The sequence below is a fragment of the Streptomyces sp. NPDC006140 genome (assembly GCF_040628815.1).
Taxonomy (GTDB): domain Bacteria; phylum Actinomycetota; class Actinomycetes; order Streptomycetales; family Streptomycetaceae; genus Streptomyces.
In genome coordinates this window covers 105,123-130,746 of the sequence record NZ_JBEXTS010000018.1, presented here as the reverse complement: position 1 = coordinate 130,746, position 25,624 = coordinate 105,123, and the positions used below count along the sequence as shown (strand labels likewise).

21 protein-coding genes are annotated in these 25,624 nt (G+C 70.3%); 19 read left to right on the top strand and 2 right to left on the bottom strand.

The window, feature by feature from the left end:
- The first annotated feature begins 113 nt into the window (after window positions 1-113).
- The 16 genes from ABZ386_RS35205 (at window position 114) to ABZ386_RS35130 (ending at window position 19,511) form a co-directional block, all read left to right on the top strand.
- A complete protein-coding gene (locus ABZ386_RS35205) occupies window positions 114-773 on the top strand; it encodes a GntR family transcriptional regulator (RefSeq protein ID WP_114251312.1) in 660 nt (219 codons plus the stop codon).
- A complete protein-coding gene (locus ABZ386_RS35200) occupies window positions 770-1,681 on the top strand; it encodes a dihydrodipicolinate synthase family protein (RefSeq protein WP_358967647.1) in 912 nt (303 codons plus the stop codon). Before ABZ386_RS35205 ends, ABZ386_RS35200 begins: the two co-directional genes overlap by 4 nt.
- Entirely contained in the window at window positions 1,678-3,408 is a 1,731-nt protein-coding gene (gene araD, locus ABZ386_RS35195; protein WP_358967644.1) for an L-arabinonate dehydratase, read from the top strand. Before ABZ386_RS35200 ends, araD begins: the two co-directional genes overlap by 4 nt.
- Window positions 3,409-3,564: 156 nt before the next feature.
- A complete protein-coding gene (locus ABZ386_RS35190) occupies window positions 3,565-4,500 on the top strand; it encodes a sugar ABC transporter permease (protein ID WP_114251309.1) in 936 nt (311 codons plus the stop codon).
- Window positions 4,501-4,523: 23 nt separating this feature from the next.
- Entirely contained in the window at window positions 4,524-5,393 is an 870-nt protein-coding gene (locus ABZ386_RS35185) for a carbohydrate ABC transporter permease (RefSeq protein ID WP_351346876.1), read from the top strand.
- On the top strand, window positions 5,390-6,676 hold the full coding sequence (locus ABZ386_RS35180; RefSeq protein ID WP_351346803.1) for a pectate lyase: 1,287 nt from the start codon (window positions 5,390-5,392) through the stop codon (window positions 6,674-6,676). The genes ABZ386_RS35185 and ABZ386_RS35180 overlap by 4 nt, the downstream gene beginning before the upstream one ends.
- A complete protein-coding gene (locus tag ABZ386_RS35175; RefSeq protein ID WP_358967641.1) occupies window positions 6,673-7,860 on the top strand; it encodes a Gfo/Idh/MocA family oxidoreductase in 1,188 nt (395 codons plus the stop codon). Before ABZ386_RS35180 ends, ABZ386_RS35175 begins: the two co-directional genes overlap by 4 nt.
- Window positions 7,857-8,705, top strand: coding sequence for a PmoA family protein (locus tag ABZ386_RS35170; protein WP_351346799.1), 849 nt, complete (start codon window positions 7,857-7,859; stop codon window positions 8,703-8,705). The genes ABZ386_RS35175 and ABZ386_RS35170 overlap by 4 nt, the downstream gene beginning before the upstream one ends.
- A 14-nt stretch (window positions 8,706-8,719) precedes the next feature.
- Complete coding sequence (locus ABZ386_RS35165) at window positions 8,720-10,228, top strand: family 43 glycosylhydrolase (RefSeq protein ID WP_356614603.1); 1,509 nt, start codon at window positions 8,720-8,722, stop codon at window positions 10,226-10,228.
- Window positions 10,229-10,258: 30 nt separating this feature from the next.
- Window positions 10,259-12,250, top strand: a complete 1,992-nt coding sequence (locus ABZ386_RS35160; RefSeq protein ID WP_356504058.1) for a pectinesterase family protein — start codon at window positions 10,259-10,261, stop codon at window positions 12,248-12,250.
- A gap of 49 nt (window positions 12,251-12,299) precedes the next feature.
- Window positions 12,300-13,649 carry a sugar ABC transporter substrate-binding protein gene (locus ABZ386_RS35155; protein ID WP_351346795.1) on the top strand — a complete coding sequence of 450 codons (1,350 nt, stop codon included), beginning with the start codon at window positions 12,300-12,302 and terminating at the stop codon, window positions 13,647-13,649.
- 100 nt (window positions 13,650-13,749) lie between these two features.
- Window positions 13,750-14,547 (top strand): rhamnogalacturonan acetylesterase, encoded by a 798-nt coding sequence (locus ABZ386_RS35150; protein ID WP_351346793.1) that lies wholly within the window; start codon window positions 13,750-13,752, stop codon window positions 14,545-14,547.
- 33 nt (window positions 14,548-14,580) lie between these two features.
- Window positions 14,581-15,888 carry a pectate lyase gene (locus ABZ386_RS35145; protein WP_351346791.1) on the top strand — a complete coding sequence of 436 codons (1,308 nt, stop codon included), beginning with the start codon at window positions 14,581-14,583 and terminating at the stop codon, window positions 15,886-15,888.
- A 102-nt stretch (window positions 15,889-15,990) separates the two neighbouring features.
- Window positions 15,991-17,109 (top strand): pectinesterase family protein, encoded by a 1,119-nt coding sequence (locus ABZ386_RS35140; protein ID WP_358967639.1) that lies wholly within the window; start codon window positions 15,991-15,993, stop codon window positions 17,107-17,109.
- The gene (locus tag ABZ386_RS35135) at window positions 17,087-18,367 is read left to right on the top strand and encodes a pectate lyase (protein ID WP_358967637.1); all 1,281 of its coding nucleotides are present in this window, start codon (window positions 17,087-17,089) and stop codon (window positions 18,365-18,367) included. The genes ABZ386_RS35140 and ABZ386_RS35135 overlap by 23 nt, the downstream gene beginning before the upstream one ends.
- Complete coding sequence (locus ABZ386_RS35130; protein ID WP_356668712.1) at window positions 18,354-19,511, top strand: alpha/beta fold hydrolase; 1,158 nt, start codon at window positions 18,354-18,356, stop codon at window positions 19,509-19,511. The genes ABZ386_RS35135 and ABZ386_RS35130 overlap by 14 nt, the downstream gene beginning before the upstream one ends.
- Before the next feature lie 3 nt (window positions 19,512-19,514).
- Here the strand turns inward: ABZ386_RS35130 and ABZ386_RS35125 are convergent, their stop codons facing one another.
- Window positions 19,515-21,722 (bottom strand): family 43 glycosylhydrolase, encoded by a 2,208-nt coding sequence (locus ABZ386_RS35125; RefSeq protein WP_351346783.1) that lies wholly within the window; start codon window positions 21,720-21,722, stop codon window positions 19,515-19,517.
- Window positions 21,723-21,957: 235 nt separating this feature from the next.
- On the opposite strand from ABZ386_RS35125, the gene ABZ386_RS35120 reads away from it, so the two are divergent.
- The 3 genes from ABZ386_RS35120 to ABZ386_RS35110 are packed head-to-tail and all read left to right on the top strand — an operon-like array spanning window position 21,958 to window position 24,194.
- Window positions 21,958-23,112 carry a right-handed parallel beta-helix repeat-containing protein gene (locus ABZ386_RS35120; protein ID WP_356668713.1) on the top strand — a complete coding sequence of 385 codons (1,155 nt, stop codon included), beginning with the start codon at window positions 21,958-21,960 and terminating at the stop codon, window positions 23,110-23,112.
- Between the two features lie 19 nt (window positions 23,113-23,131).
- Complete coding sequence (locus ABZ386_RS35115) at window positions 23,132-23,809, top strand: 2-phosphosulfolactate phosphatase (RefSeq protein ID WP_356504124.1); 678 nt, start codon at window positions 23,132-23,134, stop codon at window positions 23,807-23,809.
- Window positions 23,709-24,194, top strand: a complete 486-nt coding sequence (locus tag ABZ386_RS35110; protein WP_358967634.1) for an erythromycin esterase family protein — start codon at window positions 23,709-23,711, stop codon at window positions 24,192-24,194. Before ABZ386_RS35115 ends, ABZ386_RS35110 begins: the two co-directional genes overlap by 101 nt.
- A gap of 549 nt (window positions 24,195-24,743) precedes the next feature.
- Here the strand turns inward: ABZ386_RS35110 and ABZ386_RS35105 are convergent.
- Window positions 24,744-25,577: a pectate lyase gene (locus tag ABZ386_RS35105; protein ID WP_351346779.1), complete on the bottom strand. Its 834-nt coding sequence runs from the start codon at window positions 25,575-25,577 to the stop codon at window positions 24,744-24,746.
- Window positions 25,578-25,624 lie beyond the last annotated feature (47 nt).

Genomic DNA, 25,624 nt, shown 5'->3' with positions numbered 1-25,624 from the left:
AACAAACGCGCCCTCCTACCGTCATCGCGTCGTACTTCGTACGTCATATATGAGACGCGATACGCGAGATCCGATACGCGATCCACCGAGATCGCGAGATCCGAGAGGCGCGCATGACCTCTGTGCCCACGCCGATCCCCTCCCGCACGCAGTACGTGCTGGAGGGGATCAAACACCGCATCCTCACCGGGCAGCTGACCCCCGGGCAGGCGCTGGTCGAGACCGAGCTCGCCGCGCAGTTCGGGGTGTCGAAGACCCCGGTGCGCGAGGCGCTCAAGACCCTCGCCGGGACCGGGCTGGTCGTGATGAGCCAGTACAAGGGCGTCACGGTGCGCATGGTGGACGCGGACATGGCGCGCGAGGTCTACGACGTGCGACTGCTGCTGGAGCCCGAGGCCCTGAAGCGGGCCGTGCAGCGCGGCGCCTCCCTGGACGCCGCGCGGGACGCGCTGACCCGGGCCGACGTCGCCACCGACACCGCCGAACGCTCCCTCGCCAACCGGGAGTTCCACCGCGCCCTGTACCTGCCCTGCGGCAACCCGCTGCTCGGCCGGATGCTCGACGAGGTCCGCGACCAGGCCGCCCTGGTCTCCGCCGTCGCGTGGGCCGCCTCGCCCTCCTGGGAGCGGGAGGCCGGCGAGCACCGGGAGATCCTCCGGCTCGCCCTCGACGGCGACGCCGACGGCGCGGCCCGCGCGCTCCACGCCCACATCGCGTCGTTCGTGCAGCGCGCTTTCCCCCAGGCAGCACTGGAACAGGAAGGTCAGGAATGAGCAGCGTGGCGTTCGAGACCCAGCGGGCGGCCCTGGCCGACGTGGTGGCGATCCCGGTGACCCCGTTCGCCGAGGACGGCTCCGTCGAGCAGGACACCTACCGGGCCCTGCTGCGCCGTCTGCTCGACGGCGGCATCACCACCCTCACCCCGAACGGCAACACCGGCGAGTTCTACGCCCTCACCCCCGAGGAGCGCCGTCTCGTCACCGAGTTGACGATCGACGAAGCGGGGGAGCGGGCCACGATCCTCGTGGGCGTCGGGCACGACATCCCGACCGCCGTCGCCTCCGCCCGGCACGCCCGTGAGCTGGGCGCCCAGATGGTGATGGTCCACCAGCCCGTCCACCCCTACGTCTCCCAGGCCGGCTGGGTCGACTACCACCGCGCCGTCGCCGAGGCCGTGCCCGAGCTGGGCGTCGTGCCGTACATCCGCAACCAGCAGCTCACCGGGGCCCGCCTCGCCGAACTCGCCGACGCCTGCCCGAACGTCATCGGCGTGAAGTACGCCGTGCCGGACGCCGCCAGGTTCGCCGCGTTCGCCCGGGACGCCGGCCTGGAGCGGTTCGTGTGGGTCGCCGGGCTCGCCGAGCCCTACGCCCCCTCCTACTTCTCCGCGGGCGCCACCGGCTTCACGTCCGGGCTGGTGAACGTCGCCCCGGCCGTCTCCCTGAACATGATCGAGGCGCTGCGCTCCGGCGACTACCCGGCCGCCATGAAGGTCTGGGAGCAGATCCGCCGCTTCGAGGAACTGCGCGCGGCCAACGGCTCCGCCGACAACGTCACCGTCGTCAAGGAGGCCCTCGCCTCCCTCGGCCTGTGCCGCCGCGAGGTCCGCCCGCCGAGCCGGACGCTCCGCGAGGACGAGCGCGCCGAGGTCGCCGCGATCGCCGCGGGGTGGTCGATATGACCGGCCGGCTGCGCCCCGAGGAGCTCCGGAGCCACCAGTGGTACGGCGTCGAGGGCCAGCTGCGCACCTGGTCGCACAACGCCCGGATGCGGCAGCTCGGTTACGAGGCGGAGGAGTACCAGGGCCGCCCGGTGATCGCCGTGCTGAACACCTGGTCCGACATCAACCCCTGCCACGTCCATCTGCGCGAGCGCGCCGAGGCGGTCAAGCGGGGCGTGTGGCAGGCCGGCGGCTTCCCGCTGGAGTTCCCGGTCGCCACGCTCTCCGAGACCTACCAGAAGCCGACCCCCATGCTCTACCGCAACCTCCTCTCCATGGAGACGGAGGAGCTGCTGCGGTCGTACCCGGTCGACGCGGCCGTGCTGCTCGGCGGCTGCGACAAGTCGACGCCCGCGCTGCTCATGGGCGCGGCCTCGGCCGACGTGCCGGCGCTGTTCGTGCCCGCGGGGCCGATGCTGCCGGGCCACTGGCGCGGTGAGACCCTCGGCTCCGGCACCGACATGTGGAAGTACTGGGACGAGCACCGCGCGGGCAACCTGACCGACTGCGAACTGCGCGAGCTGCAGGGCGGGTTGGCCCGGTCGCCCGGTCACTGCATGACCATGGGGACCGCGTCGACCATGACCGCGGCGGCGGAGGCCCTCGGCATGACGCTGCCGGGCGCCTCCTCGATCCCGGCCGTCGACTCCGGGCACGAGCGCATGGCCGCCGCCTCCGGGCGCCGTGCCGTGGAACTCGCCTGGACCGCGCTCAAGCCGTCCCGCATCCTCACCCGCGAGGCCTTCGAGGACGCCGTCACCACGGTGCTCGGGCTCGGCGGCTCCACCAACGCGGTCATCCACCTGATCGCGATGGCCGGGCGCTGCCGGGTCGATCTCACGCTCGACGACTTCGACCGCATCGCCCGCACCGTGCCGGTCCTCGCCAACGTCCGGCCCGGCGGACAGACGTACCTCATGGAGGACTTCTATTTCGCCGGGGGTCTGCCCGCGTTCCTCTCGCGGATCACCGACCTGCTGCACCTGGACCGGCCGACCGTCAACGGCACGCTGCGGGAGCAGATCGAGGGCGCCGTCGTCCACAACGACGACGTGATCCGCACCCGCGAGCATCCGGTCGCCGACGAGGGCGGGGTCGCCGTGCTGCGCGGCAACCTCTGCCCCGACGGCGCCGTCATCAAGCACATCGCCGCCGAGCAGCACCTGCTCAAGCACACCGGTCCCGCGGTCGTCTTCGACGACTACAAGACCATGCAGCGCACGATCAACGACCCCGGGCTGGACATCACCGCCGACAGCGTGCTGGTGCTGCGCAACGCCGGGCCCAAGGGCGGGCCGGGCATGCCCGAGTACGGCATGCTGCCGATCCCCGACCGCCTGCTGAAGCAGGGCGTACGGGACATGGTCCGGATCTCCGACGCCCGGATGAGCGGCACCAGCTACGGCGCGTGCGCGCTGCACATCGCGCCCGAGTCGTACGTCGGCGGGCCGCTCGCCCTGGTCCGCACCGGTGACTCGATCACCCTCGACGTCGAGGCCAGGCTCCTCCAAATCAACGTGACAGAAGAGGAGTTGGAGCGCCGGAGGGCGGAGTGGACACCGCCGCCCGCCCGGTACGAGCGCGGCTACGGCGCGCTCTACAACGAGCAGATCACGCAGGCCGACACCGGCTGCGACTTCGAGTTCCTCGCCCGCCCGGGCCGGGTCACCGACCCGTACGCGAGCTGAACCGGCACGACTCGCGCGCCACCGCACGACCTACGCGCCACCGCACCACCCACGCACCTCAGCACGACCCGGCACGACCCTGCCCAGGGAGAAAGCGCTTCCCGCGCACGCACCGACGCACGACGTACCACGACGTACTGAGAACGGAGAACAGTCATGGCCCAAGCCGCAGCCGTGGCGAAACCGCCCGCGCCACCCCGGCGGCGCCGTGCCTCCGCCACCCCGCGCAGGCTCCCCTACCTGCTGATCGCCCCGGCCGCCCTGCTCATGCTGGGCTTCATCGCCTACCCGGTCATCAGCGTCTTCTACTACAGCCTGCAGAACTACAACCCCACCAAGCCCTGGCGGAACGGATTCGCGGGCTTCGACAACTTCGTCCACGCCTTCACCGAGGACCCCGTCTTCTGGGACACCCTGGTCTTCAGCGCCAAGTGGGTCTTCGTCGAGGTCGGACTCCAGCTGCTGTTCGGTCTGGCGCTGGCCCTCATCGTCAACCAGACCTTCGTGGGCCGGGGCCTGGGCCGCGCCCTGGTCTTCTCCCCGTGGGCCGTCTCCGGCGTGCTCACCTCCGCGATCTGGGTGCTGCTCTACAACTCCCAGACGGGCATCACCCGTTACCTCGCGGACATCGGCATCGGCTCCTACGGCACCAGCTGGCTCTCGGACACCTCCACCGTCTTCCCGGCGGCGATCGTGGCCGACCTGTGGCGCGGCGTGCCGTTCTTCGCGATCCTCATCCTCGCCGACCTCCAGTCCGTCTCCAAGGACCTCTACGAGGCCGCCGAGGTCGACGGCGCCAGCCGCATCAAGCAGTTCTGGCACATCACGCTGCCGCACCTGAAGGACGCCATCATCCTGTCCACGCTGCTGCGCGCGGTGTGGGAGTTCAACAACGTCGACCTGCTCTACACCCTGACCGGCGGCGGCCCCGCGGGCGAGACGACCACACTGCCGCTGTACATCGCCAACACATCCGTCGACGCCCACAACTTCGGCTACGCGTCGGCCCTGACCACGGTGGCGTTCGTGATCCTGCTCTTCTGCTCGATGGTCTACCTGCGGCTGAGCAAGTTCGGAGGCGAGAGCAAGTGAGCGTCAAGGAAGCCACCAAGACGGTGCCCGCACCCGTGGACGCCGTCCCCGAACCGCCGCGTCCGGCGAAGCGCAACCGGGCCTGGGACGAGGCGCCCCGCTGGCAGATCTACCTGCCCCTGGGGATCTACCTGGTCTTCACCCTCATCCCCTTCTACTGGATCCTGCTGTTCGCCCTGCGCCCGGCCGGCTCGACGTCGCTGGTGCCCTGGCCGATGACCTTCGACCACTTCGAGAAGGTGTGGACGGAGCGCAGCTTCGGCACCTACTTCACCAACAGCGTGCTCGTCGGCGTCGCCACCCTGGTCATGACGACCCTCGTCGCCCTGGCCGGCGGCTACGCCCTGGCCCGGTTCGACTTCAAGATCAAGCGGGCGTTCATGCTCGGGCTGCTGTGCTCCCAGTTCGTGCCGGGCGCGCTGCTGCTGGTCCCGCTGTTCGAGATCTTCGCCGAACTCCAGATGATCAACAGCCTCGGCAGTGTCATCCTCGCCGAGACGGTCTTCCAGCTGCCGCTGTCGATGATCCTCATCAGCAACTTCATCAAGAACGTGCCGTACTCCCTGGAGGAGGCGGCCTGGGTGGATGGCTGCAACCGTATGACGGCCTTCCGGATCGTCGTGCTGCCGCTGCTGCGGCCCGGCCTGATCGCCGTCGGCTCCTTCGCCTTCGTCCACTCCTGGAACCACTTCCTGTTCGCCCTGATGTTCCTCAACAACCAGGACAAGCAGACCATCCCGGTCGGCCTGAACACCCTGATGAGCGCGGACAGCGTCGACCTGGGCGCCCTCGCGGCGGGCGGCATCATCGCGGCCGTGCCGGTCGTGATCGTCTTCGCCTTCATCCAGAAGTGGCTGATCACCGGGTTCAGCGCGGGGGCGGTGAAGGGATGAGGATCAGACAACTCGCCGTCGCCGTCGGGTTGTTGGGGGTGCTCTGCGTCCCGGCGCACGCCGAGACCCGCGACCTCGGCCGCGACACCCTCCCCGCGAACGACGGCTGGGCGGCCGAGGGCGAGGGCACGACCGGGGGAGCGGCCGCCGACGCCGGCCACGTGTACACCGTGACCGACCGCGCCGGGCTCGTCCGCGCCCTGGACGGCGGCAGCGACACCCCGAAGATCATCAGGATCGCCGGGACCATCGACGCCAACACCGACGACGACGGCGACCGCCTGGACTGCGCCGACTACGCCACCGGCGGCTACAGCCTGAAGAAGTACCTCGCCGCCTACGACCCCCGCACCTGGGGCGCCGCCAAGCCCAGCGGCCCCCAGGAGGAGGCCCGCCAGGCCTCCGCCGCCAAGCAGGCCGAGCGGATCGTGCTGCCCGTCGGCTCCAACACCACGATCGTCGGCCTCGGCGACAAGGCGGTCCTCAAGGGCGCCAGCCTCCAGGTGCGCAACGCGGACAACGTGATCATCCGCAACCTCGAACTGCGCGACGCCTACGACTGCTTCCCCGTCTGGCAGCCCAACACCGGCGGCCTCGGCGACTGGAAGGCCGCCTACGACAACCTCTGGCTGGCCGGCGCCACCCATGTGTGGGTCGACCACATCACCGCCTCCGACCGGGGTCACCCCGACGCGAAGGAACCCACCTACTTCGCCCGCAACTACCTCCGCCACGACGGCCTGCTCGACATCACCAACGGCTCCGACCTGGTGACCGTCTCCTGGAGCCGGTTCGCCGACCACGACAAGGCGATGCTGATCGGCAACAGCGACACCGCCACCGGCGATCGCGGCAAACTCCGCGTCACCCTGCACCACAACGCGTTCGAGTCCGTCGTCCAGCGGGCCCCGCGCGTCCGCTTCGGTCAGGTGCACGTCTACAACAACCGCTACGACATCACCGGCGACGACTACCGCTACTCCCTCGGCGTCTCCACCGAGTCGAGGATCCACGCCGAGAACAACGCCTTCCACGCGCCCGGCCACGTGGAGGTCGCCGACCTGGTCAAGAGCTGGAACGGCAGCGCCCTGCACCAGAGCGGCACGCTCTTCAACGGCTTTCCGGTTGACCTGCTCATGATCTACAACGCCTACAACTCCGGCAGCGAGCGCGATCTGACGGACGACGTCGGCTGGACGCCCGTCCTGCACGGCCCGGTCGACAGCGCCGCCGCGGCCGACCGGGCGGTGGCCCGCGGCGCGGGAGCGGGGAGGATCCCATGACCGGCCGCATGATCGACGCCATGAACACACCTGTGCCTGTCGTCCTCGCCGGCGCCCGCGGTCACGGCCGCTGGCACATGGAGAACATCCGCCGGCTCCAGCAGCAGGGCCTCGTCCGGCTGGCCGGCGTCTGCGAGCTGACACCGCTGACCGCCGACGAACTCGGCGACCTCGGCACCCCCGAGCAGTCCGCCGACTTCGGCGCCCTGCTGGACTCCACCGGGGCCCGGATCGCCGTGATCTGCACTCCCATCCCCACCCACACCGACCTCGCCCTCACGGCCGCCGAACGGGGCGTGCACCTCCTCCTGGAGAAGCCGCCCGCCCCCTCCTACGCGGAGTTCCGCCGGATGGCCGACGGGGTCGCCGCGGCCGGGGTCGTCTGCCAGATCGGCTTCCAGTCGCTGGGTTCGCACGCCCTGCCCGCCATCCGCGAGCTGGTCGGCCAGGGCGCGATCGGGCAGCTGGTCGGGCTCGGCGGAGCCGGTGCCTGGGTGCGGGACGAGGACTACTTCCGCCGGGCGCCCTGGGCGGGCAAACGGCGGATGAACGGCGTCGACGTGATCGACGGGGCGCTGACCAACCCCCTCGCGCACGCCGTCGCCACCGCGCTCGCCCTCGGCGGCAGCACCCGCGCCGAGGACGTCACCGCCATCGAGACCGAGCTGCTGCGTGCCAACGCCATCGAGTCCGACGACACCTCCTGCGTACGGATCACCACCGCGCAGGGCCCCCCGGTCACCGTCGCCGCGACCCTGTGCGCCGAGCAGGCGGACGAGCCGTACGTCCTGGTGCACGGCAGCAGCGGCCGTATCACCTTCTGGTACAAGCAGGACCGCGTGCTGCTCCAGCGCGCGGGGCACGGCCCGGAGGAGTTCGAGCACGGCCGCACCGACCTGCTGGAGAACCTCGTCGACCACCTCACCACCGGTGCGGACCTCCTCGTCCCGCCGGACGAGACGGGCGCCTTCATGAAGGTCGTGGAGGCCATCCGGAAGGCTCCCGACCCGGCTCCGCTGCCGGACACCGCCTGGCACCGGATCCCCGGCGAGAACCGCCGGGTGGTGCCCGGCATCGACGGGCTCGTCGCGGCCGCCGCCGACACCCTCTCCCTCTACTCCGAGCTGGGCGCCCCCTGGGCCCTGGCCGCGGAGCACCTGTCGAAAGAGGTGAGCACCAGATGACCAGCAGCAACGACACCGCGGTGCTGCGTGTCGCGGGCCGGCCGGTCGGCCGGTACGTCACCCGGCCCGAGCTGCCCGCCCGGCTCTCCCCGCGGCCCTACCTGCACCCCGTCACCACCCTGGCCGGCACGGCGGTCACCGAGCTGGCCCCCGCCGACCACGCACACCACCTCGGCGTCGGTGTCGCCGTTCCCGACGTCGAGGGGTTCAACTTCTGGGGCGGGCGCACCTACGTCCGCGACCAGGGCCCGACCGAGCTGGACAACCACGGCTCCCAGCGGCACATCGCCTTCCAGCTGCGCGACCCCGACGGCTTCGTCGAGGAGCTGCGCTGGGTCGCCGCGGGCGGTGAGCTGCTGCGCGAGCGCCGCACGGTCGCGGCCACCGAACTCACCGACCAGGCCTGGGCGCTGGACCTCACCTTCTCCCTCACCAACGTCACGCAGAGCCCGCTGTCGATCGGCAGCCCCGCGACCAACGGCCGCCCGGGCGCGGCCTACGGCGGCTTCTTCTGGCGGGCCCGCAAGGAGGCCGCCGCGCCGGAGGTCTTCACGGCCGACACCGAGGGCGAGGCCGGGGCGCACGGCAGGCGCGCCGACTGGCTCGCCCTCGCCGGGGACGGCTGGACGCTGGTCTTCGCCGGCGCCACCGAACAGACCCGGCGCGACCCCTGGTTCGTGCGGACCGAGGAGTACCCCGGGGTCGGTTCCTCGCTGGCGTACGACGAGCGGCTGCCGATCCCGCCGGGCGAGACCGCCGTCCGCCGGGTCGTCACCGTCGTCGCCGACGGCCGCCTCGACCGGGACGCCGCCGCGGCCCTCGTCCGCAAGGCGGTGAGCCCGTGACCTCCTCAACGCCCCTGACCGCCGGGACCTACACCAACCCCGTCCTCGACGCCGACTGGTCCGACCCGGACGTCGTCCGCGTCGGCGACGACTTCTACCTGACCGCCTCCAGCTTCGGCCGCGCCCCCGGCCTGCCGCTGCTGCACTCCCGCGACCTGGTCAACTGGACCCTCGTCGGCCACGCCCTCGAACGCCTCGAACCGGCTGCCGCGTTCGCCGCGCCCCGGCACGACTGCGGAGTGTGGGCCCCGTCCCTGCGCCACCACGACGACCGCTTCTGGATCTTCTGGGGCGATCCCGACCAGGGCATCTTCCAGGTCAACGCCCCGCAGATCAGGGGACCCTGGACCCGGCCGCACCTGCTGAAGGCGGGCAAGGGCCTGATCGACCCCTGCCCCCTGTGGGACGAGGAGACGGGCGAGGCCTACCTGGTCCACGCCTGGGCCAAGTCCCGCTCCGGCGTCAAGAACCGGCTCACCGGCCACCGGATGCGCCCCGACGGCACCGAACTCCTCGACGACGGCAAGGTGATCGTCGACGGCGACCGCATACCCGGCTGGTTCACCCTCGAAGGACCCAAGCTGTACCGGCACGACGGCTGGTTCTGGATCTTCGCCCCGGCCGGGGGAGTGGAGACCGGCTGGCAGGGAGCCTTCCGCTCGCGCGGCTTCTTCGGGCCGTACGAGGAGCGCATCGTCCTGGAGCAGAAGGACACCGACGTCAACGGCCCCCACCAGGGCGGCTGGGTGCGCACACCGTCCGGCGAGGACTGGTTCCTGCACTTCCAGCAGCGCGGCCCCTACGGCCGGGTCGTGCACCTCCAGCCGATGTCGTGGGGGCAGGACGGCTGGCCGGTGCTCGGCGACGACGGCGCCCCCGTCACCGGACACCGCCGCCCCGCCCTGCCGCCGCAGCCGCCCGCCGCGCCCGCCACCGACGACGACTTCCCCGGCGGACGGTTCGGCCGCCAGTGGCAGTGGACGGCCAACCCCGGCGACGGCTGGGCCACCCAGCACTCCGGGGACGGACTGCGGCTGACCTGCGTCCGCTCGGCCGACGCCCATGACCTGCGCAAACTCCCGAGCGTGCTCACCCAGCGGCTGCCCGGCAAGCCCTGCGCGGTCGAGGTGGAGCTGCGGCTCGACAGCGACGAGCCGGGCGCGCGGGCGGGACTCGTAGTGCTCGGGGACGCGTTCTCCTGGATCGGGCTCCAGCGGGGCGCCGACGGGGCCGTGCACCTCGTGCACCGCTTCGCCGAGGGCGTCGCCGACCGGGAGCGGGACGCCGACCACGCCCGGCTCGCCCCCGACGGCCGGGCCCGGCTGCGGATCGAGGCCGGCGCGGGAGCGCGCTGCCGCTTCTCGGCCGACACCGGCGACGGCTTCCGGCCGTCCGGCCCGGTCTTCGCCGCGACCTCCTGGCGCTGGGTCGGCGCCCTGCTCGGCCTGTTCGCCCTCGCGCCCGCCGGAGGCGGGCACGCCGGAGCCGCGACCTTCACGCGGTTCAGAGTCACGCCCTCATAAGTCACCCCAGTACGCCTGTTGGGAGCCGCAATGACGCACCTCCGTAGCAAGCGCTTGTCCAGACCGGGGCAGCCCGGCACGGTCGTGGCCGCCGTGCTCGGCCTCGTCGCCGCGCTGGGGCTCGGGGCGATCGGTGACGCCCAGGCAGCCCCGACGGATCGGGCCGCGCCCGCCGCCGACCGCTGGACCGACCGGCCGCACGGCTTCGCCTCCCTCGCCGGCGGCACCACCGGCGGGGCGGGCGGCAAGGTCGTCACCGTCACCGACCAGGCCGCGCTGGCGAAGTACGCGGCGGCCGAGGAGCCGTACGTCATCCGCGTCAAGGGATCCCTGGACATGGACCCCTTCGGCACGGAGATACCCGTCGCCTCGGACAAGACCATCATCGGCGTGAGCGACACCGCCGAGATCGTCCACGGCGGGTTCACCCTCGACGCCGGCACGCACAACGTGATCATCCGCAACCTCACCATCCGCGACACCGCCGTCGAGGGCAACTGGGACTGCAAGGACACCGACTACGACGGCATCCGCCTCGACACGGCCCACCACGTGTGGATCGACCACATACGGTTCTCGCGGATCTGCGACGGTCAGCTCGACATCCGCAAGGACAGCGAGTACGTCACCGTCTCCTACAACCAGTTCACGAACAACAACAAGACCTTCGGCATCGGCTGGACCCCGAACGTCAAGACGCAGATCACCGTCGACCACAACTGGTTCCGCGGCACCAAGCAGCGCAACCCGTCCGCCGACAACTGCGCCTACGCGCACCTCTACAACAACTACCTGTCCTCGCAGCTCGCCGACGGCGACCCCGTGTGGACGTACGGCAACTGGTCGCGCGGCCGGACGAAGATGGTCATCGAGAACAGCTTCTACGACGGCGTCCAGCACCCCTACCAGGCCGACGCCACCGCCGAGCTGGTGCAGCGCGGGTCGGTCCTGAAGAACACCACGGGCCGGCACGACGCGTGGGGCACGGCGTTCGACCCGCGGGAGTTCTACCCCTACCGGCTCGACCCGGCCGCGGCCGTGCCCGCGCTGGTGAAGCGGTTCTCCGGACCGCAGAAGCGGATCGGCGGACCGGTCACGCTGCACGTCCCGGGCGACCACCCGACCGTCCAGGCGGCCGTGGACGCCGTGCCCGAGGGCAACGACGTGCCGGTGACGATCGCCGTCGCGCCGGGCACCTACCGCGAGAAGGTGGTCATCCCGGCGGGCAAGCCGCACATCGAGTTGCGCGGCACCGGACGGCACCGCTCCGACACCGTCATCGTCTTCGACACGCCCGCCGAGTACGGCGGCTCGACGGGGAGCGCCACCGTCCGGATCGCCGCGAACGACGTCACGGCACGCCACCTCACCTTCAGCAACGACTTCGACGAGGCAGCGCACGAGCTGAAGGGCGAGCAGGCGCTGGCGATGAAGACGACCGGCGACCGGATCGTCTTCGACGACACGGCGTTCCTGGGCAACCAGGACACGCTGATGACCGACAGCCCCAAGCTGACCACCGTCAGCCGGGTCTACGTACGCGACTCCTACATCGAGGGCGACGTCGACTTCGTCTACGGCCGGGCCACCACGGTGATCGAGCGGTCGGTGATCCGGGCGCTGAGCCGGGGCTCGGACACCAACAACGGCTACATCACCGCGGCTTCGACCTGGAAGGGCAACCCGTACGGGTTCCTGATCACCCGGTCGAGGATCGTCAGCGACGCCCCGGCCGGGTCGTTCCACCTCGGCAGGCCCTGGCACCCGGGCGGTGAACCGGACGCGATCGGCCAGGTGCTCATCCGGGACACCGAACTGCCCGCCGCGATCAAGACGTCTCCGTGGACCGACATGGGCGGGTTCTCGTGGAAGGACGCGAGGTTCGCCGAGTACCGCAATCACGGAGCGGGCGCGACGGTCACCGCCGACCGTCCGCAGCTGAGCCACCAGGAGGCGCGGTCCCACACCGTCGCCGCCTACCTGAAGGGCACGGACGACTGGGCGCCCCACACCCGCCACTGACCCCCCACACCTTCAAGTTCCGCTGGATCCAGAAGAAGAGAGCCGACCAATGAAGATCAGCAATCGCAGAAGCAGGCGCGCCGCCACGGCCGTCGCCCTGGGGGCCGTGCTCGCGCTGACCGTCACCGCCTGCGGCGACGACGGCAGCGGGGCGGGCGGTGACAAGGGCGCCGACGGAAGCGGCAAGGGCAAGATCGTCTTCTGGGACAACAACGGCGGTGTCCGCACCGAGGCATGGAAGGGGATCATCGCCGACTTCGAGAAGGCGCACCCCGACATCAAGGTCGAGTACGTCGGGATCGCCTCCACCGAGTACCAGTCCAAGGTCGACACCGCCCTCCAGGGCGGCGGCCTGCCGGACGTCGGCGGTGTGGGCGCGGCGATGCTCGCCGGGTTTGCCGCGCAGGGCGCGCTGGAGCCGCTCGACGACCGGCTCGCCAAGTCCTCGCTGAACGGCAAGCTCAACAAGGACATGATCGAGTCGCTGAAGGCGGCCGGCGGCGGTGACGACAAGCTGTACTCGATCCCGACCTCCGCGAACAACGGTGTGCTGTACTACCGCACCGACCTCTTCAAGAAGGCGGGGCTCCAGGAGCCGACGACGTGGGAGCGGTTCTTCACGGCCGCCGACAAGCTCACGAACAAGGACAAGAACGAGTTCGGCTACACCATCCGGGGCGGCGCGGGCTCCATCGCCCAGGCGCTCGACGCGATGTACGGGCAGTCCGGCATCACCTCGTTCTGGGACTCCAGTGGTGAGAAGACCACGGTCAACGACCCCAAGAACGTGGCCGCGCTGGAGAAGTACGCGAAGCTGTACAAGAAGGTCACCCCCGCGGCCGACCTCAACAACGACTTCACCAAGATGGTCGCGCAGTGGGACTCCGGCACGATCGGGATGCTGAACCACAACCTCGGGTCGTACCAGGACCACGTGAAGGCGCTCGGGGTCGACAAGTTCCGCGGCATTCCGCAGCCGACCGGGCCCGGCGGGAAGCGGGTACAGGTCTCCAACCCGGTCGACGGAATCGGGCTGTTCAAGAGCTCCAAGAACAAGGCCGCCGCCTGGAAGTTCATCGAGTTCGCCACGTCGAAGGCGGAGAACTCGAAGTTCAACGAGTCGGCCGGACAGGTGCCGTCGAACACGGACGCGGCGCAGGACGCGTGGATCTCGAAGGCCGAGCCCACGAAGCTGGCCGCTGACGCGTTGTCGGACGGGTCGACGACGATCGTGCAGCTGCCGTACTACCTGCCGGACTGGAACACGATCTCCAAGGCCGACAATGAGCCGAACTTCCAGAAGGTGCTGCTCGGGAAGATGAGCGCGAAGGAATTCCTGGACACGTTGGCCGAGCAGTTGAACACCGCGCAGGAGGAGTGGAACCAGCAGAACGGGTGATTCTTGCTGGGTTTCGCCGTGGGGCGGCCTGTGGTCTGCAGAGTGCGGGCCGCCCCGTGGCTTGTCGCGCAGTTCCCCGCGCCCCTAAGGAGTTTCTCGCATGTCTCTCAGCCGTAGACAAGTCACTGCCGCAGCCGTCTCCATGCCTCTCGCTCTGTCCGTAGCCGGTACCGCTCAAGCCGGCGGTCACCGAAACCCCCGCACCCTCTACATCGCCGGTGACTCCACCGCCGCCCAGAAATACTCCGATGCCGCGCCCGAGACCGGGTGGGGAATGGCGCTGCCGTTCTTTCTCCGCAAGGATCTGGCGGTCGCCAATCACGCGGTGAACGGACGGAGTTCGAAGAGCTTCATCGACGAAGGGCGGCTCGACGCCGTTCTCTCCGCGATCCGGCCCGGGGATTTCCTCCTCATCCAGTTCGGGCACAACGACGCGAAGAAGGAGGACCCGGCGCGCTACACCGAGCCCTGGACGACGTACCGGGAGCATCTGCGGAGGTACGTCGACGGGGCCCGGGCCCGTGGGGCGCGGCCGGTGCTGGCCACGTCCGTGGAGCGGCGGCGGTTCGACACCGCCGGGAAGGCCCTGCCCACGCACGGGGAGTACCCGGCGGCCATGCGGGCGCTCGCAGTCGAGGAGGGTGTCGCGCTGCTCGACATCCAGGCGCTGTCGATCGCCCGGTGGCAGGAGCTCGGGGTCGAGGAGACGAAGAAGTACTTCAACTGGACCGCCACCGAGCAGGACAACACGCACTTCAATCCGCCGGGAGCCATCGAGGTGGCCCGGCTCGTGGCGAAGGAACTGCTCCGGACCCGGGTGCTCGGGCCGCGCGATGTGCGCCGGCTGGACGAGCGGATCCCCGAGTCGTGGATCACCTGGCCGCAGGCCGCCGTGTAACACCCCCCGACGCAGCAGGAAGAGAGCCGCACCATGAACGTTCGGAAGTGTCATGATCATGCCATGAGGGCCGTCGTGCTGGCCGGCTGCACCGCGCTCGTGCTGTCCCTGACCGGCACCGGCGCCCAGGCCCAGCCGCGGGACGCGGCCCGCCAGACCCTCGGCGCGGGCGACGGCTGGGGCGCGTACGGCACCGGGACCAAGGGCGGCGCCCAGGCCGACGCCGAGCACGTCTACACCGTCACCACCTGGGAGCAGTTCAGAGCCGCCCTGAAGAACGGCGGTTCCGCGCCCAAGATCATCAAGGTGAAGGGGATGATCGACGCCGTCTCCGAGGGCTGCGACGCGTTCGCGGCCGAGGGGTACGACTTCCAGAAGTACCTCGCCGCCTACGACCCCGCCGTCTGGGGCCACGACAAGCCGGTCAGCGGTGAGCAGGAGGAACTGCGGGCCGCGTCCGCCGCCGGCCAGGACAAGGCCATCAAGGCGACCGTGCCCGCCAACACCACGATCATCGGCGTGGGCAAGAACTCGGGCATCCTCGGCGGCAGCCTGCAGATCAAGGGTGTCGACAACGTCATCGTCCGCAACCTCACCATCGAGGCGCCGGTCGACTGCTTCCCGCAGTGGGACCCGACCGACGACAACAAGACCGGCGCCTGGAACTCCGAGTACGACGGTGTCGTGGTGTACGGCTCCACCCATGTGTGGATCGACCACAACACCCTCACCGACGGCCGCCACCCGGACAGCTCCCTGCCCTCCTACTTCGGGAAGGTCTTCCAGCGGCACGACGGGCTCCTCGACGTCGTGCGCGGCTCCAACTACGTGACCGTGTCCTGGAACTCCTTCAACGACCACGACAAGACCATGCTGATCGGCAACAGCGACAGCGCCACCGCCGACGACACGGGCAAACTGAAGGTCACGCTGCACCACAACCGCTTCGAGGGCATCGTCGAGCGGGCCCCGCGGGTGCGGTTCGGGCAGGTCGACTCGTACAACAACCACTTCGTGGTCACCAAGGGCCAGAAGTGGGGCTACGTCTACGGCATCGGCAAGGAGTCCCGGCTCGTCGCCGAGCACAACGCGTTCACGCTGGCGCAGGGCATCAGCCCGGCGAAGATCCTCAAGAAGTGGAACGAGGCGCCGGTCACCGCCAACGGCAACGTCGTCAACGGCAAGGCCGTCGACCTGATCGCCGTGCACAACGCGGAGATCCCCGGGGAGACGCTCCAGTCGGGTGCCGGCTGGACCCCGGCCCTGCGGGCGGGCGTCGACCCCGCGAAGGCCGTCCCCGGCATCGTCGGCGCCCGGGCGGGCGCCGGACGCGTCTGCTGACCCGACCCGCTCCCGGAACAGGCCGGGGCGGCCCGCACCGCACCCCCGCCCCGGCCCTTCCCCACCCCGCACGCACCAGCCGCACCGCGAAGGAGCAGCCGCATGCTCTCGCAGCACCGTCGTTCCCTCTCCCGCCGCGGGTTCCTCACCGCGAGCGCCGCCGCCGGGGCCGCCCTCGGCCTCGCCTCCGGCCCCGCGCGGGCCGCCGCCCGCCCGCGCCCGTTCGGCCGGTACGGCTCACCGGCCGCCCGCACGGATCCCAAAGCCCTGTACGTGCACCCCGGCGGTGCCGGTGACTTCACCACCGTCCGGGACGCGGTGGCCGCCGCGAACGGCAGCGGGTACACCCTGGTCATCGCCCCGGGCGTCTACCGGCAGACCGTCGCCGTCGACCCGGCCCGCACGGAGATGACCTGGATCGGGGCGAGCGAGAATCCCCGGGACGTCGTGATCGTCTACGACAACGCGGCCGGGACCCCCAAGCCCGGCGGCGGCACCTACGGCACCAGCGGCTCCGCCACCGCCACCGTGCAGGCCGACGGCTTCACCGCCCGCTGGATCACCTTCGCCAACGACTGGCTGCGCGCCGACCACCCCGGGTTCTCCGGCACCCAGGCCGTCGCCCTGAAGGTCCAGGGCGACCGGTCCGCCTTCCACCACTGCCGGTTCCTCGGCCACCAGGACACCCTTTACGCCGACTCGATGGCGCTGGGCACCTTCGCCCGCCAGTACTTCGCCCACTGCTACGCCGAGGGCGACGTCGACTTCGTCTTCGGGCGGGCGACGGCCGTGTTCGAGCACTGCCATTTCCGGACCCTGTCCAGGACCGACCTGCCCGGCGCCCCGTACGGCTTCGTCTTCGCGCCGTCGACCGCCGGTGCCAACCCGCTCGGCTACCTGGTGACCAGGAGCCGCGTCAGCAGCGAGGCGCCCGACGGCTTCTACAAGCTGGCCCGGCCCTGGGTGCCCAGCTCCGACACCACCGCCCGCCCCATGCTCACCGTCCGGAACACCTGGCTCGGCCCGGGCATCGACGCGGCGGCCCCCTACACCGACATGCGGGACGCCCATCCCTGGCAGTCCATGCGGTTCGCCGAGTACCGGAACGCGGGCCCCGGCGCCCGGATCACGATCCCCGAGAACCGGCCGCAACTCACCCGCGACCAGGCCCGCTCGCACACCAAGGAGACCTACCTCGGTGACTGGCGGCCCCATGCGTAGGGCCGCCGCTCTCCTCCTGGGCGTGTGCCTGCTCTGGCCTGCCCCGCCGGTCTCCGCCGCCGAACGCGGGCCCGTCGGCTGGGCCTCGGCCGGCCCCGGCACCACCGGCGGGGCGGGCGGCAGGACCTGGACCGTGGACACGCGCGCCGAGCTGAAGGAGGCGCTCGCCAACGGCGGGGAGCCCACCGCGCCCAAGGTGATCCGGGTCGTCGGGGACATCAACGGCCACGAGAGCGACGACGGCTCCCTGCTCGGCGAGCAGGACTACGCGCCCGGATACGGCCTCGGCACGTACATGTCCTGCTTCGGGGAGGACGGCTCCGCCTGGTCCGACACCCGCTTCGACCACTGCAAGCGGCAGCGGCAGCTGCGCCAGACGGGGTCGAACATGGAGAAGGCGCAGATCCAGCTGACCGTGCCGAGCAACACCACGCTCGTCGGCGCCGGCCGCGACGCCCGGCTGCTCGGGGTGTTCCTGACCGTCAACACCGGCCGGAACATCATCGTGCGCGGCCTGCACCTGGAGGCACCCGTGGACCACTTCACCGGCTGGTCCCCGGACGACGGCACGCACGGCAGCTGGAACGCCCGCTTCGACGCGCTCACCGTCATCACCGGCCGGAACATCTGGATCGACCACTGCACCTTCACCGACGGCCGGTTCCCCGACCGCGAGGCGCCCCCCGGCTTCCACGGCGAGCGCGTCCAGCGCCACGACGGGCTGCTGGACATCGAGGACGGCTCCGACTTCGTCACCGTCTCCGACAGCCGGTTCGAGGACCACGACAAGGCGATCCTGATCGGCTCGGGCGACGGGCGCGGCGACCGGGACCGGGGGCATCTCAAGGTGACCTTCGCCCGCAACCTCTTCGACGGCATCGGGCAGCGCGCCCCGCGCGTCCGCTTCGGGCAGGTGCACGCCGTCAACAACGTCCACCGGGGACGGCCCCCGCTCTACGCCCTGGGCGTCGGCGTGGAGTCCGCGATCTTCTCCGAGCGCAACGTCTTCCGGTATCCGGGAGCGGCACCGTCCGTCGCTCTCGCCGCGTACGGGGGCGAGCGGTTCCACGACACCGGCTCCTGGTTCAACGGCCGGCCCGCCCGGCTGAACGCCGTGGCGAGCGGGCTCGGCCTCGGGAGTGACGTCGGCTGGGATCCCGCCGACGTCTACGACTACCGCCCCCTGACGTCCCCGTCGGCCGTCGAGCGGTACGTGCTGCGGCACGCCGGAGCGGGGAGGCCGGATGGGCGCCCATGAGCATCTGGGGCGGCGGAGGTTCGTGGTCGGGGCCGGTACGGCGCTGCTGGGCGGGGGAGCGGTGAGCGGGGCGGAGGCGGCGGTCGTCGACGGTCCGCTGCCCGAGTTCCATCCGGCGCTGAAGGACGCCCTGACCTTCCCGCTCGCCTGGGGACGGTCCCCGGTCCGGGACTTCCGGGCCTGGCGGCGTGCCGCCCGGGCCACCGTCGAGGAGCACCTCCTCGTCGAGCGGCAGGACAGCACGCCGTACGCGCCGGAGTTCGGCGACCGCTCCCCGGGAGACGGCTTCACACGGGAGTCGGTGACCGTCTCCCTCACCCGCTACGAACGCGTACGGGGCGTCCTGCTCACCCCGCACGGCCGCGGCCCCTTCCCGGCCGTGCTGCTGCTGCACGACCACGGCGCCCGGTTCGACATCGGCAAGGAGAAACTCGTCCGGCCCTGGTACGACGAAACCCGCCTCGCCTCGGCCCGCACCTGGGCGGACAAGTACTTCAGCGGGCGGTTCGTCGGCGACGAACTGGCCCGGCGCGGCTATGTGGTGCTGTGCCTGGACGCGCTCGGCTGGGGCGACCGCGGGCCCCTCGCATACGAGCAGCAGCAGGCCCTGGCGTCCAACTTCTACAACCTCGGCTCCTCACTGGCCGGCCTCATGGCCCGGGAGGACCAGCGGGCCGCCGCCTTCCTGGCCGGACTCGACCGGGTGGACGCCCGGCGGGTCGCGGCCGTCGGCTTCTCCATGGGCGCCTACCGGGCCTGGCAGACCGCCGCCCTCAGCGACCACATCGCGGCCGCCGCGAGCGTCTGCTGGATGACCGGCCTGAAGGAGATGATGGTGCCCGGCAACAACACGCTGCGCGGGCAGTCGGCGTACTACATGCTCCACCCCGGGCTCGCCCGGCACCTCGACATCCCCGACGTGGCGAGCATCGCGGCCCCCCGGCCGATGCTGTTCTTCCACGGCGGGCTGGACACGCTCTTCCCGGCCGAGGGCGTGCGGGTCGCGTACGACAAACTGCGTGCCGTCTGGCGTGCGCGGAACGCCGAGGAGCGGATACGAGTGAAGACGTGGCCGGAACTCGGCCACGTCTTCACCGATCAGATGCAGGACGAGGTCTTCAGCTGGCTCGACGACGTCCTGTGAGGCTCACCGCCGTACCGGCTTGATCCCCTCCAGCGTCGGTACCACCGGCTTGATGCTGCCGTCGGCCGCGAACTCCATGCGGTCGATGGTCGTCTCGCGGTGCATGCCGTCGCCGCCCGGGCGGCCGGGGCCGTTGAGGGCGAAGCGGTGGTAGACGGCGTACCAGTCGTCGGTGCCGGGGACGTTCACCACCGAGTGGTGACCGGTGCCGAGGATGCCGTACTCGGGCCGCTTCTGAAGGATCGTCCCGCGCTTGGTCCACGGGCCGAGCGGGGACGGTCCCGTCGCGTACGCCACGTGGTAGTTCTCGCTGCGCGTGTCGTCCTCCGACCACATGAAGTAGTACGTGCCCTTCCGCTTGATCACGAAGGAGCCCTCGCGGAAGTTCGCCGGGGTGATGTCCTTCACCTGCGACGCGTCGTACGACACCATGTCGTCGTTCAGCGGGACGACGTACCCGTGGCCGTTGCCCCAGTACAGGTACGCCTGGCCGTCGTCGTCCGTGAAGACCGACGGGTCGATCATCTGGCCCTTCAGCGCACCGCCCTTGGCGACCAGCGGCTTGCCCAGGGCGTCCTTGAAGGGGCCGGCGGGGGAGTCGGCCACCGCCACGCCGATCTGCTGCTCGGCGCAGAAGTAGAAGTAGTACTTGCCGTTCCGCTCGGCGATCGCGGGCGCCCAGGCGTACTTGTCGGCCCAGGCCACGTCCGGCCCGAGGTCGAGGATGACGCCGTGGTCCTTCCAGTGGACCAGGTCCTTCGACGAGTACGCCTTGAACTTCGTGCCGCTCCAGCCCTGGAAGCCGTCCGTCGTCGGGTAGATCCAGTAACGGCCGTTCAGGTAGTGCACGTCGGGGTCGGCGTTCAGGCCCGGCAGCATGGGGCTGCGGGTGCGGACCGCCTCGACCGTCCAGGTGCGCTTGGTGCCGTCGGCCGCCGTCACCGTGTACGTCTGCGGCTTGCGGAAGTCGCGGCGGGTGCCGGACTTCGGGCTGAGCGTGGCGCCCTCACCGACCCACAGCTTCGGGGCGAGGCGCCGCAGGTCGGCGTCGGGCTCCATCGGCAGGACGACCTTCGAGGCGCTGTCCGTGACGATCGAGTAGCCCTTCTGGTGCTTCGCCGTCGCGTCCACCACCGAGGTGGGCGTCGACGGGTACGCGGCCAGCAGGCGGTCGTACTCCTTCTGCGTCACCGGCAGGACGGTGCCGTGCCGGGGGCTCGCCGGGAGCTGGTAGTCCGTCGACGGGGTCCACTTGCCGGAGGCGAGGTCGGTGGTCTCGAACGGGACGTAGCCGCGGCCGCCGTACTCGTCGATGAACAGGTACCACTTCTTCTCGGTATTCGACTTGAACACCGTCGGGCCCTCACCGCGGTCCATCGCGCCCTTGCCGATGCAGTCGGCCACGAAGTCGTACTTCGTCGACGTCAGGGAGGTCGACTTCTCCCCGGTGATGAACTTCGAGCAGGGGCTGGAGGAGCTGGGGTCCCGCTCGTCCTTGGTGTAGCGGTAGTACTCGTCCTTGTACTTCACGACCGTGGAGTCGATCACCGAGTAGCCCGGGTCGTTCCAGACCTTCGGCTCGCTGAAGGTGCGGAAGTCCTTCGTGGTCGCGTACAGCATCTTGTTGTACGTGTTGCCCTTGTGGTCCGGGTCGTCGTCGGCGTACAGCTTCGACGCCCAGAAGACGACGTACTGACCCAGCTCGTCGTCCCAGTAGGCCTCCGGGGCCCAGGTGTTGCCCGCGTTGTCCGGGGAGACCTTCACCAGGCGCTGGTCGGTCCAGTTGACCAGGTCGGTGGACTCCCAGACCATGATCGACTTGCTGCCGTGCCGCTGGACCTGGTCCCAGCTGCCGCTGGAGTTCTTGTACATCCGCAGGTCGGTGGCGATCAGGAAGAACTTGTCGCCCTTGGGGGAGCGGATGACGAACGGGTCGCGCAGGCCCTTCTCGCCGATCGTCGAGGTCAGCACCGGCTTGCCGGCGTTCAGTTCACGCCAGTGCAGCGGGTCGTTGCCGCGGCTGAGGGCGTAGCGGATCTGCTCGCCGTCCGCGGTGCCCTCGCCCGTGAAGTAGGCGAAGAGATAGCCGGCGTACTTGGAGTGCTTCACGGGTGGTGCTCCGGGATCGGCGGTGCTCGGCGGTGCCGTGAGGAGGGTCAGGAGGAGGCCGGTGAGGGCCAGGAACGGAAGCAGTAGCGTGCGGGGGCGCATGAAACTTCCTGTCGGAGTCTGGGGGGTTCTGTTGGATGGCGGCCCTCGGAGTGTCACCGGAGGGAAGCAGGGCGTCAACGGGTGTGCATGAGGCGGTTGGTTCCGAAACTTTCGGAACATCGAGGCCCCGGCGGCAACCCTTTCCCGCACGGCGGCGACTGGTGGTCGGACAACGCGCCGGAGCGGGCCCCTCCGAGCCGTTTCCGTCCCCGATTCCCTAGGAAAGGATCGCTCCGTGCTGCTCAGCCCCGGACGCCACCGCAGGACCCGTACGCTCTCCATCGCCGCCGCGGTGGCCTGTGCCGCGGGGGCGGGCGGCGTCTACCTCGGGCTGACGACCGGCGGTGCGCGGGCCGCCGCCACGACCGTCACCGTCTCCACCACGGCCCAGCTCGAAGCGGCCGTGAAGAACGCCGGCGCCGGCACCACCATCCAGGTCCGCGGCGGCACCTACCATCCGACCGCGACCCTCAAGTCCACCGCGAACGGCACGAGTTCCGCACGCATCACCCTGCGGGCCCACCAGGGCGAGAAGGTGCGGATCGACGGCTCCGGACTGCCCGCCGGCTCCTGGCTGGTCGCCCTGCACGGCGACTACTGGACCGTCCAGGACCTCACCTTCGCCGACTCCCCGGCCCAGGGCTTCGTCGCCACCTCCTCGGTCGGCGGGATCTTCAGGAACCTCGTCACCACCGGCAACGGCGACTCCGGCTTCACCCTGCGCGGCGACGGCACCATCGGCAACCTCGTGCAGAACCTGGACAGCCACGGCAACCACGACCCGGCCGGCCACGGTCAGAACGCCGACGGCATCGCCGTGAAGTTCGGCTCCGGCACGGGCAACCGCATCACCGGCGCCCGGCTGTACCACAACTCCGACGACGGCCTCGACCTGTGGCAGTTCTCCTCGCCGGTCACCATCGAGCACTCCTGGGCCTTCGGCAACGGCGAGAACCGCTGGAACGACACGGCCTTCGAAGGCAACGGCAACGGCTTCGAACTCGGCGGCGGGGGCGCCTCCGTCGCCCATGTCGTCCACGACAACGCGGCCTGGGACAACACACTCCACGGCTTCACCGAGAACTCCAACACCGGCGCCATCGCCCTGAACCGCAACACCGCGTACGCCAACGCGCGGAGCGGCTTTTCCTTCGCCACCGGCACGGCCCGCCTCGGCAGGAACCTCGCCGTCAGCGACAAGGGCGGCCACGCCGAGCTGGGTTCCTCGACCGTCTCGGCCGGCAACAACTGGGACAGCGGTGTCGCCACCCCGCCCTTCCGGTCGACGGACGCCAAAAGCGCGTACGGGGCACGCGAGGCGGACGGCTCCCTCCCCGCGACCACGTTCCTGACGACCGGCTCCACCACCATCGGCTCGACGATGGACTAGGTACGCCATCATGATCGGAATGAACTCTCGTTTCCTTGGCATCCCTGAGCTGGACGAAGCCCCGTCCGTGGCGGTCGTAGTCGACGTCATGCGTGCTTTCACCGTGGCTGCCTGGGCCTTTGCCCAGGGGGCGGAAAAGATCGTTCTTGCTGAGTCGCTGGACGAAGCCCTGGCACTCAAGGCTCGCCACCAGGATTGGGTGGCGCTCAAAGACGGTCCGCCCGCGCCAGGATTCGACACCGTCAACTCGCCGGGCCTGCTGCGGTCCATTGACCTTGGCGGACGGACCGTTGTGCAGAAGACCACGGCAGGGACGGTCGGTGCCCTCGCGGTCAAGGAGGCGTCGCTGGTGCTGTGCGCCAGCTTCGTGGTGGCGGAGGCAACGGCTCGGCTCTTGCGGACACGCAAGAGTGAGAGTGTCACGTTCGTGGTCACTGGCGAGGATGGGCAGGCCGATGAAGATCTGGCGTGCGCTCAATACATCGCTCGGAGGGCCACCGAGGTCGGGACGGATGCTGCTGAGTTCGTCCGCCGCGCTGCCGAGTCGCGCGCCGCCGCCGAGCTGGCGGAGGGTGTGCGTCAAGGAGTCCATCCTGATGACGTCGCACTCTGTCTTGAGCTCGACCGGTTCCCCTTTGCCATGGTGGCGACCTCGGAAGACTCGCTCATGGTCCTCCGTCCGTGCGCCGTACTCTGATTGCCGGCCGGGGTGGCGGCGGGCGGCCGACCCGAGTGGTGCCGGCGGCGACAGCGAGCCGGGCCAGGGCATGGGCCGCGGACCTGATCCTCAGCGGCGCCTGGTGCAGGATGCAGAAGAACTGCTGGGGTTCCTCCGTGAACGCAGGTTCGGAGCGGCCGACGCTCTCCGGCATGCCCGAATTCTGGTGCAGGCGGCCGACTTGGTGACGCGAGCCAGGCAGCACACGGACCCGGAGCAGACCGTCTTCGCCGTACGCGACCGGTACATGGCCGAGGCCGTCGGGGGAATCCTCAACGATCCATCCACCAAGGTCTCCCTCTGGGCTCACAACGGGCACATCACCAAGAGCCGTCACGGTGGCTCGGTACCAGCGACGGGGTAGCACCTGCGTACACGGTACGGCGACGCCTACTACGCACTCGGCCTGCTGTTCGGCAGTGGCTCCTTCCGCGCCCGTCGGATGTGGCCCGGCCCGTGGCCTGGTCCCCGAGCCGGCGCCCTCGTCACCAACCGGATCTCTGCGCAGCGCAGCCAACGCGCCGACGGCAGTGAGGGAATGGCTCGACGGCCGGCATCGCATGCGAAGCTTCGGCGCCACGGTGCCGCGCTGGAGCTATCGCTTCAACCTGATCCCTGCCTCCCTGGCCGAAGAGTTCGACGGACTGGCCTACGTCGCAGTGTCGACCGGTTCCCAGCCTCTCCCGACCTCCTGGACGCCCCCCGTTACCCAGGATTCGCCCACAGTGTCGAGCGAACCGGCGGGGGCGTCCTGCCGACCGGCCGAGGGGGGCTCGGCCAGGGCTGCTCGACCCTCCGGAGGGGGGCTCCGGAGGGTCGGGGGTGCCGAGGGTCCGGCTGGGGGCCCGGACATCCGGCATCCGGCCGTACCGAGGGGGTTTCGGTCCGGCCGGAGCTCACAGGTGCCGCGGTGTCACTGGTAGCTGATGTCCGAGGCCTTGAACTTGCAGGTCTTGCCGTCCGGGCCGGGCGGGGTCAGCTCCTTGGGCTCCTTGCCCGTGTTGTTGCCCTCGAAGCGCACACACGTCTTGATCTTCTTCTTGCTGTCGCCGTGGATGCGGATCTTCGACAGCGTGGCCGTGTCGCCGTAGTTGGCGTTCACGCCGACGATCGAGTTCATCGGCGCCGTGACGTCGATGTCGCTGAGCACGATCGTGCGCTTGTACTGCGTCTTGCAGTTGCCGCAGGAGCGGACCAGCTTGCCGGCGTTCTGCACCTGGAAGCCCGACACGTTCAGCGTGCCGGCGCCGTTGAACTGCAGCACCTTGTCGTCGGCGTTCTTCGCGCCGCCGCCGATGACCTTGTAGACCGCCGAGGACGACTTGCCCTTGAAGCTGGCCGCGTCCTCGCCGACGTCCATCCACCACACGTTCTGCAGGGTGCAGCTGCCCTTGCAGTGCACACCGTCGGCGGCCGGGGTGCCGATGATGACGTTCTTCAGCACCGCGCCGTCGGCCAGCTCGAAGAGCGGGTCCTGGCCCTCGTCCTGGCCGCCGCCGCCGAGCGCGCCGGTGCCGTAGAACATCTTCATCCCGCCGTCGCGGACACCGGAGACCGGGATGGTCTTCGACACGGGCGTCTTGCCCTTGTCGGTGGGCCAGGAGGACGCGGCGCCCGCCGTCGACAGCATCGACGTCGTGATGATCGCCGCACCCGTGATGCCGAACGCCGACACCCCGGCGATCACCGCCCGCCGCTTGGTGACGCTGCGGCGGTGGCGGACGCGCTGTTCTGCTGGTGCAGTCATGTACCGATTCCTCAACTGGGTGGTGACTCTTGCGCCTGGTGGTCGCC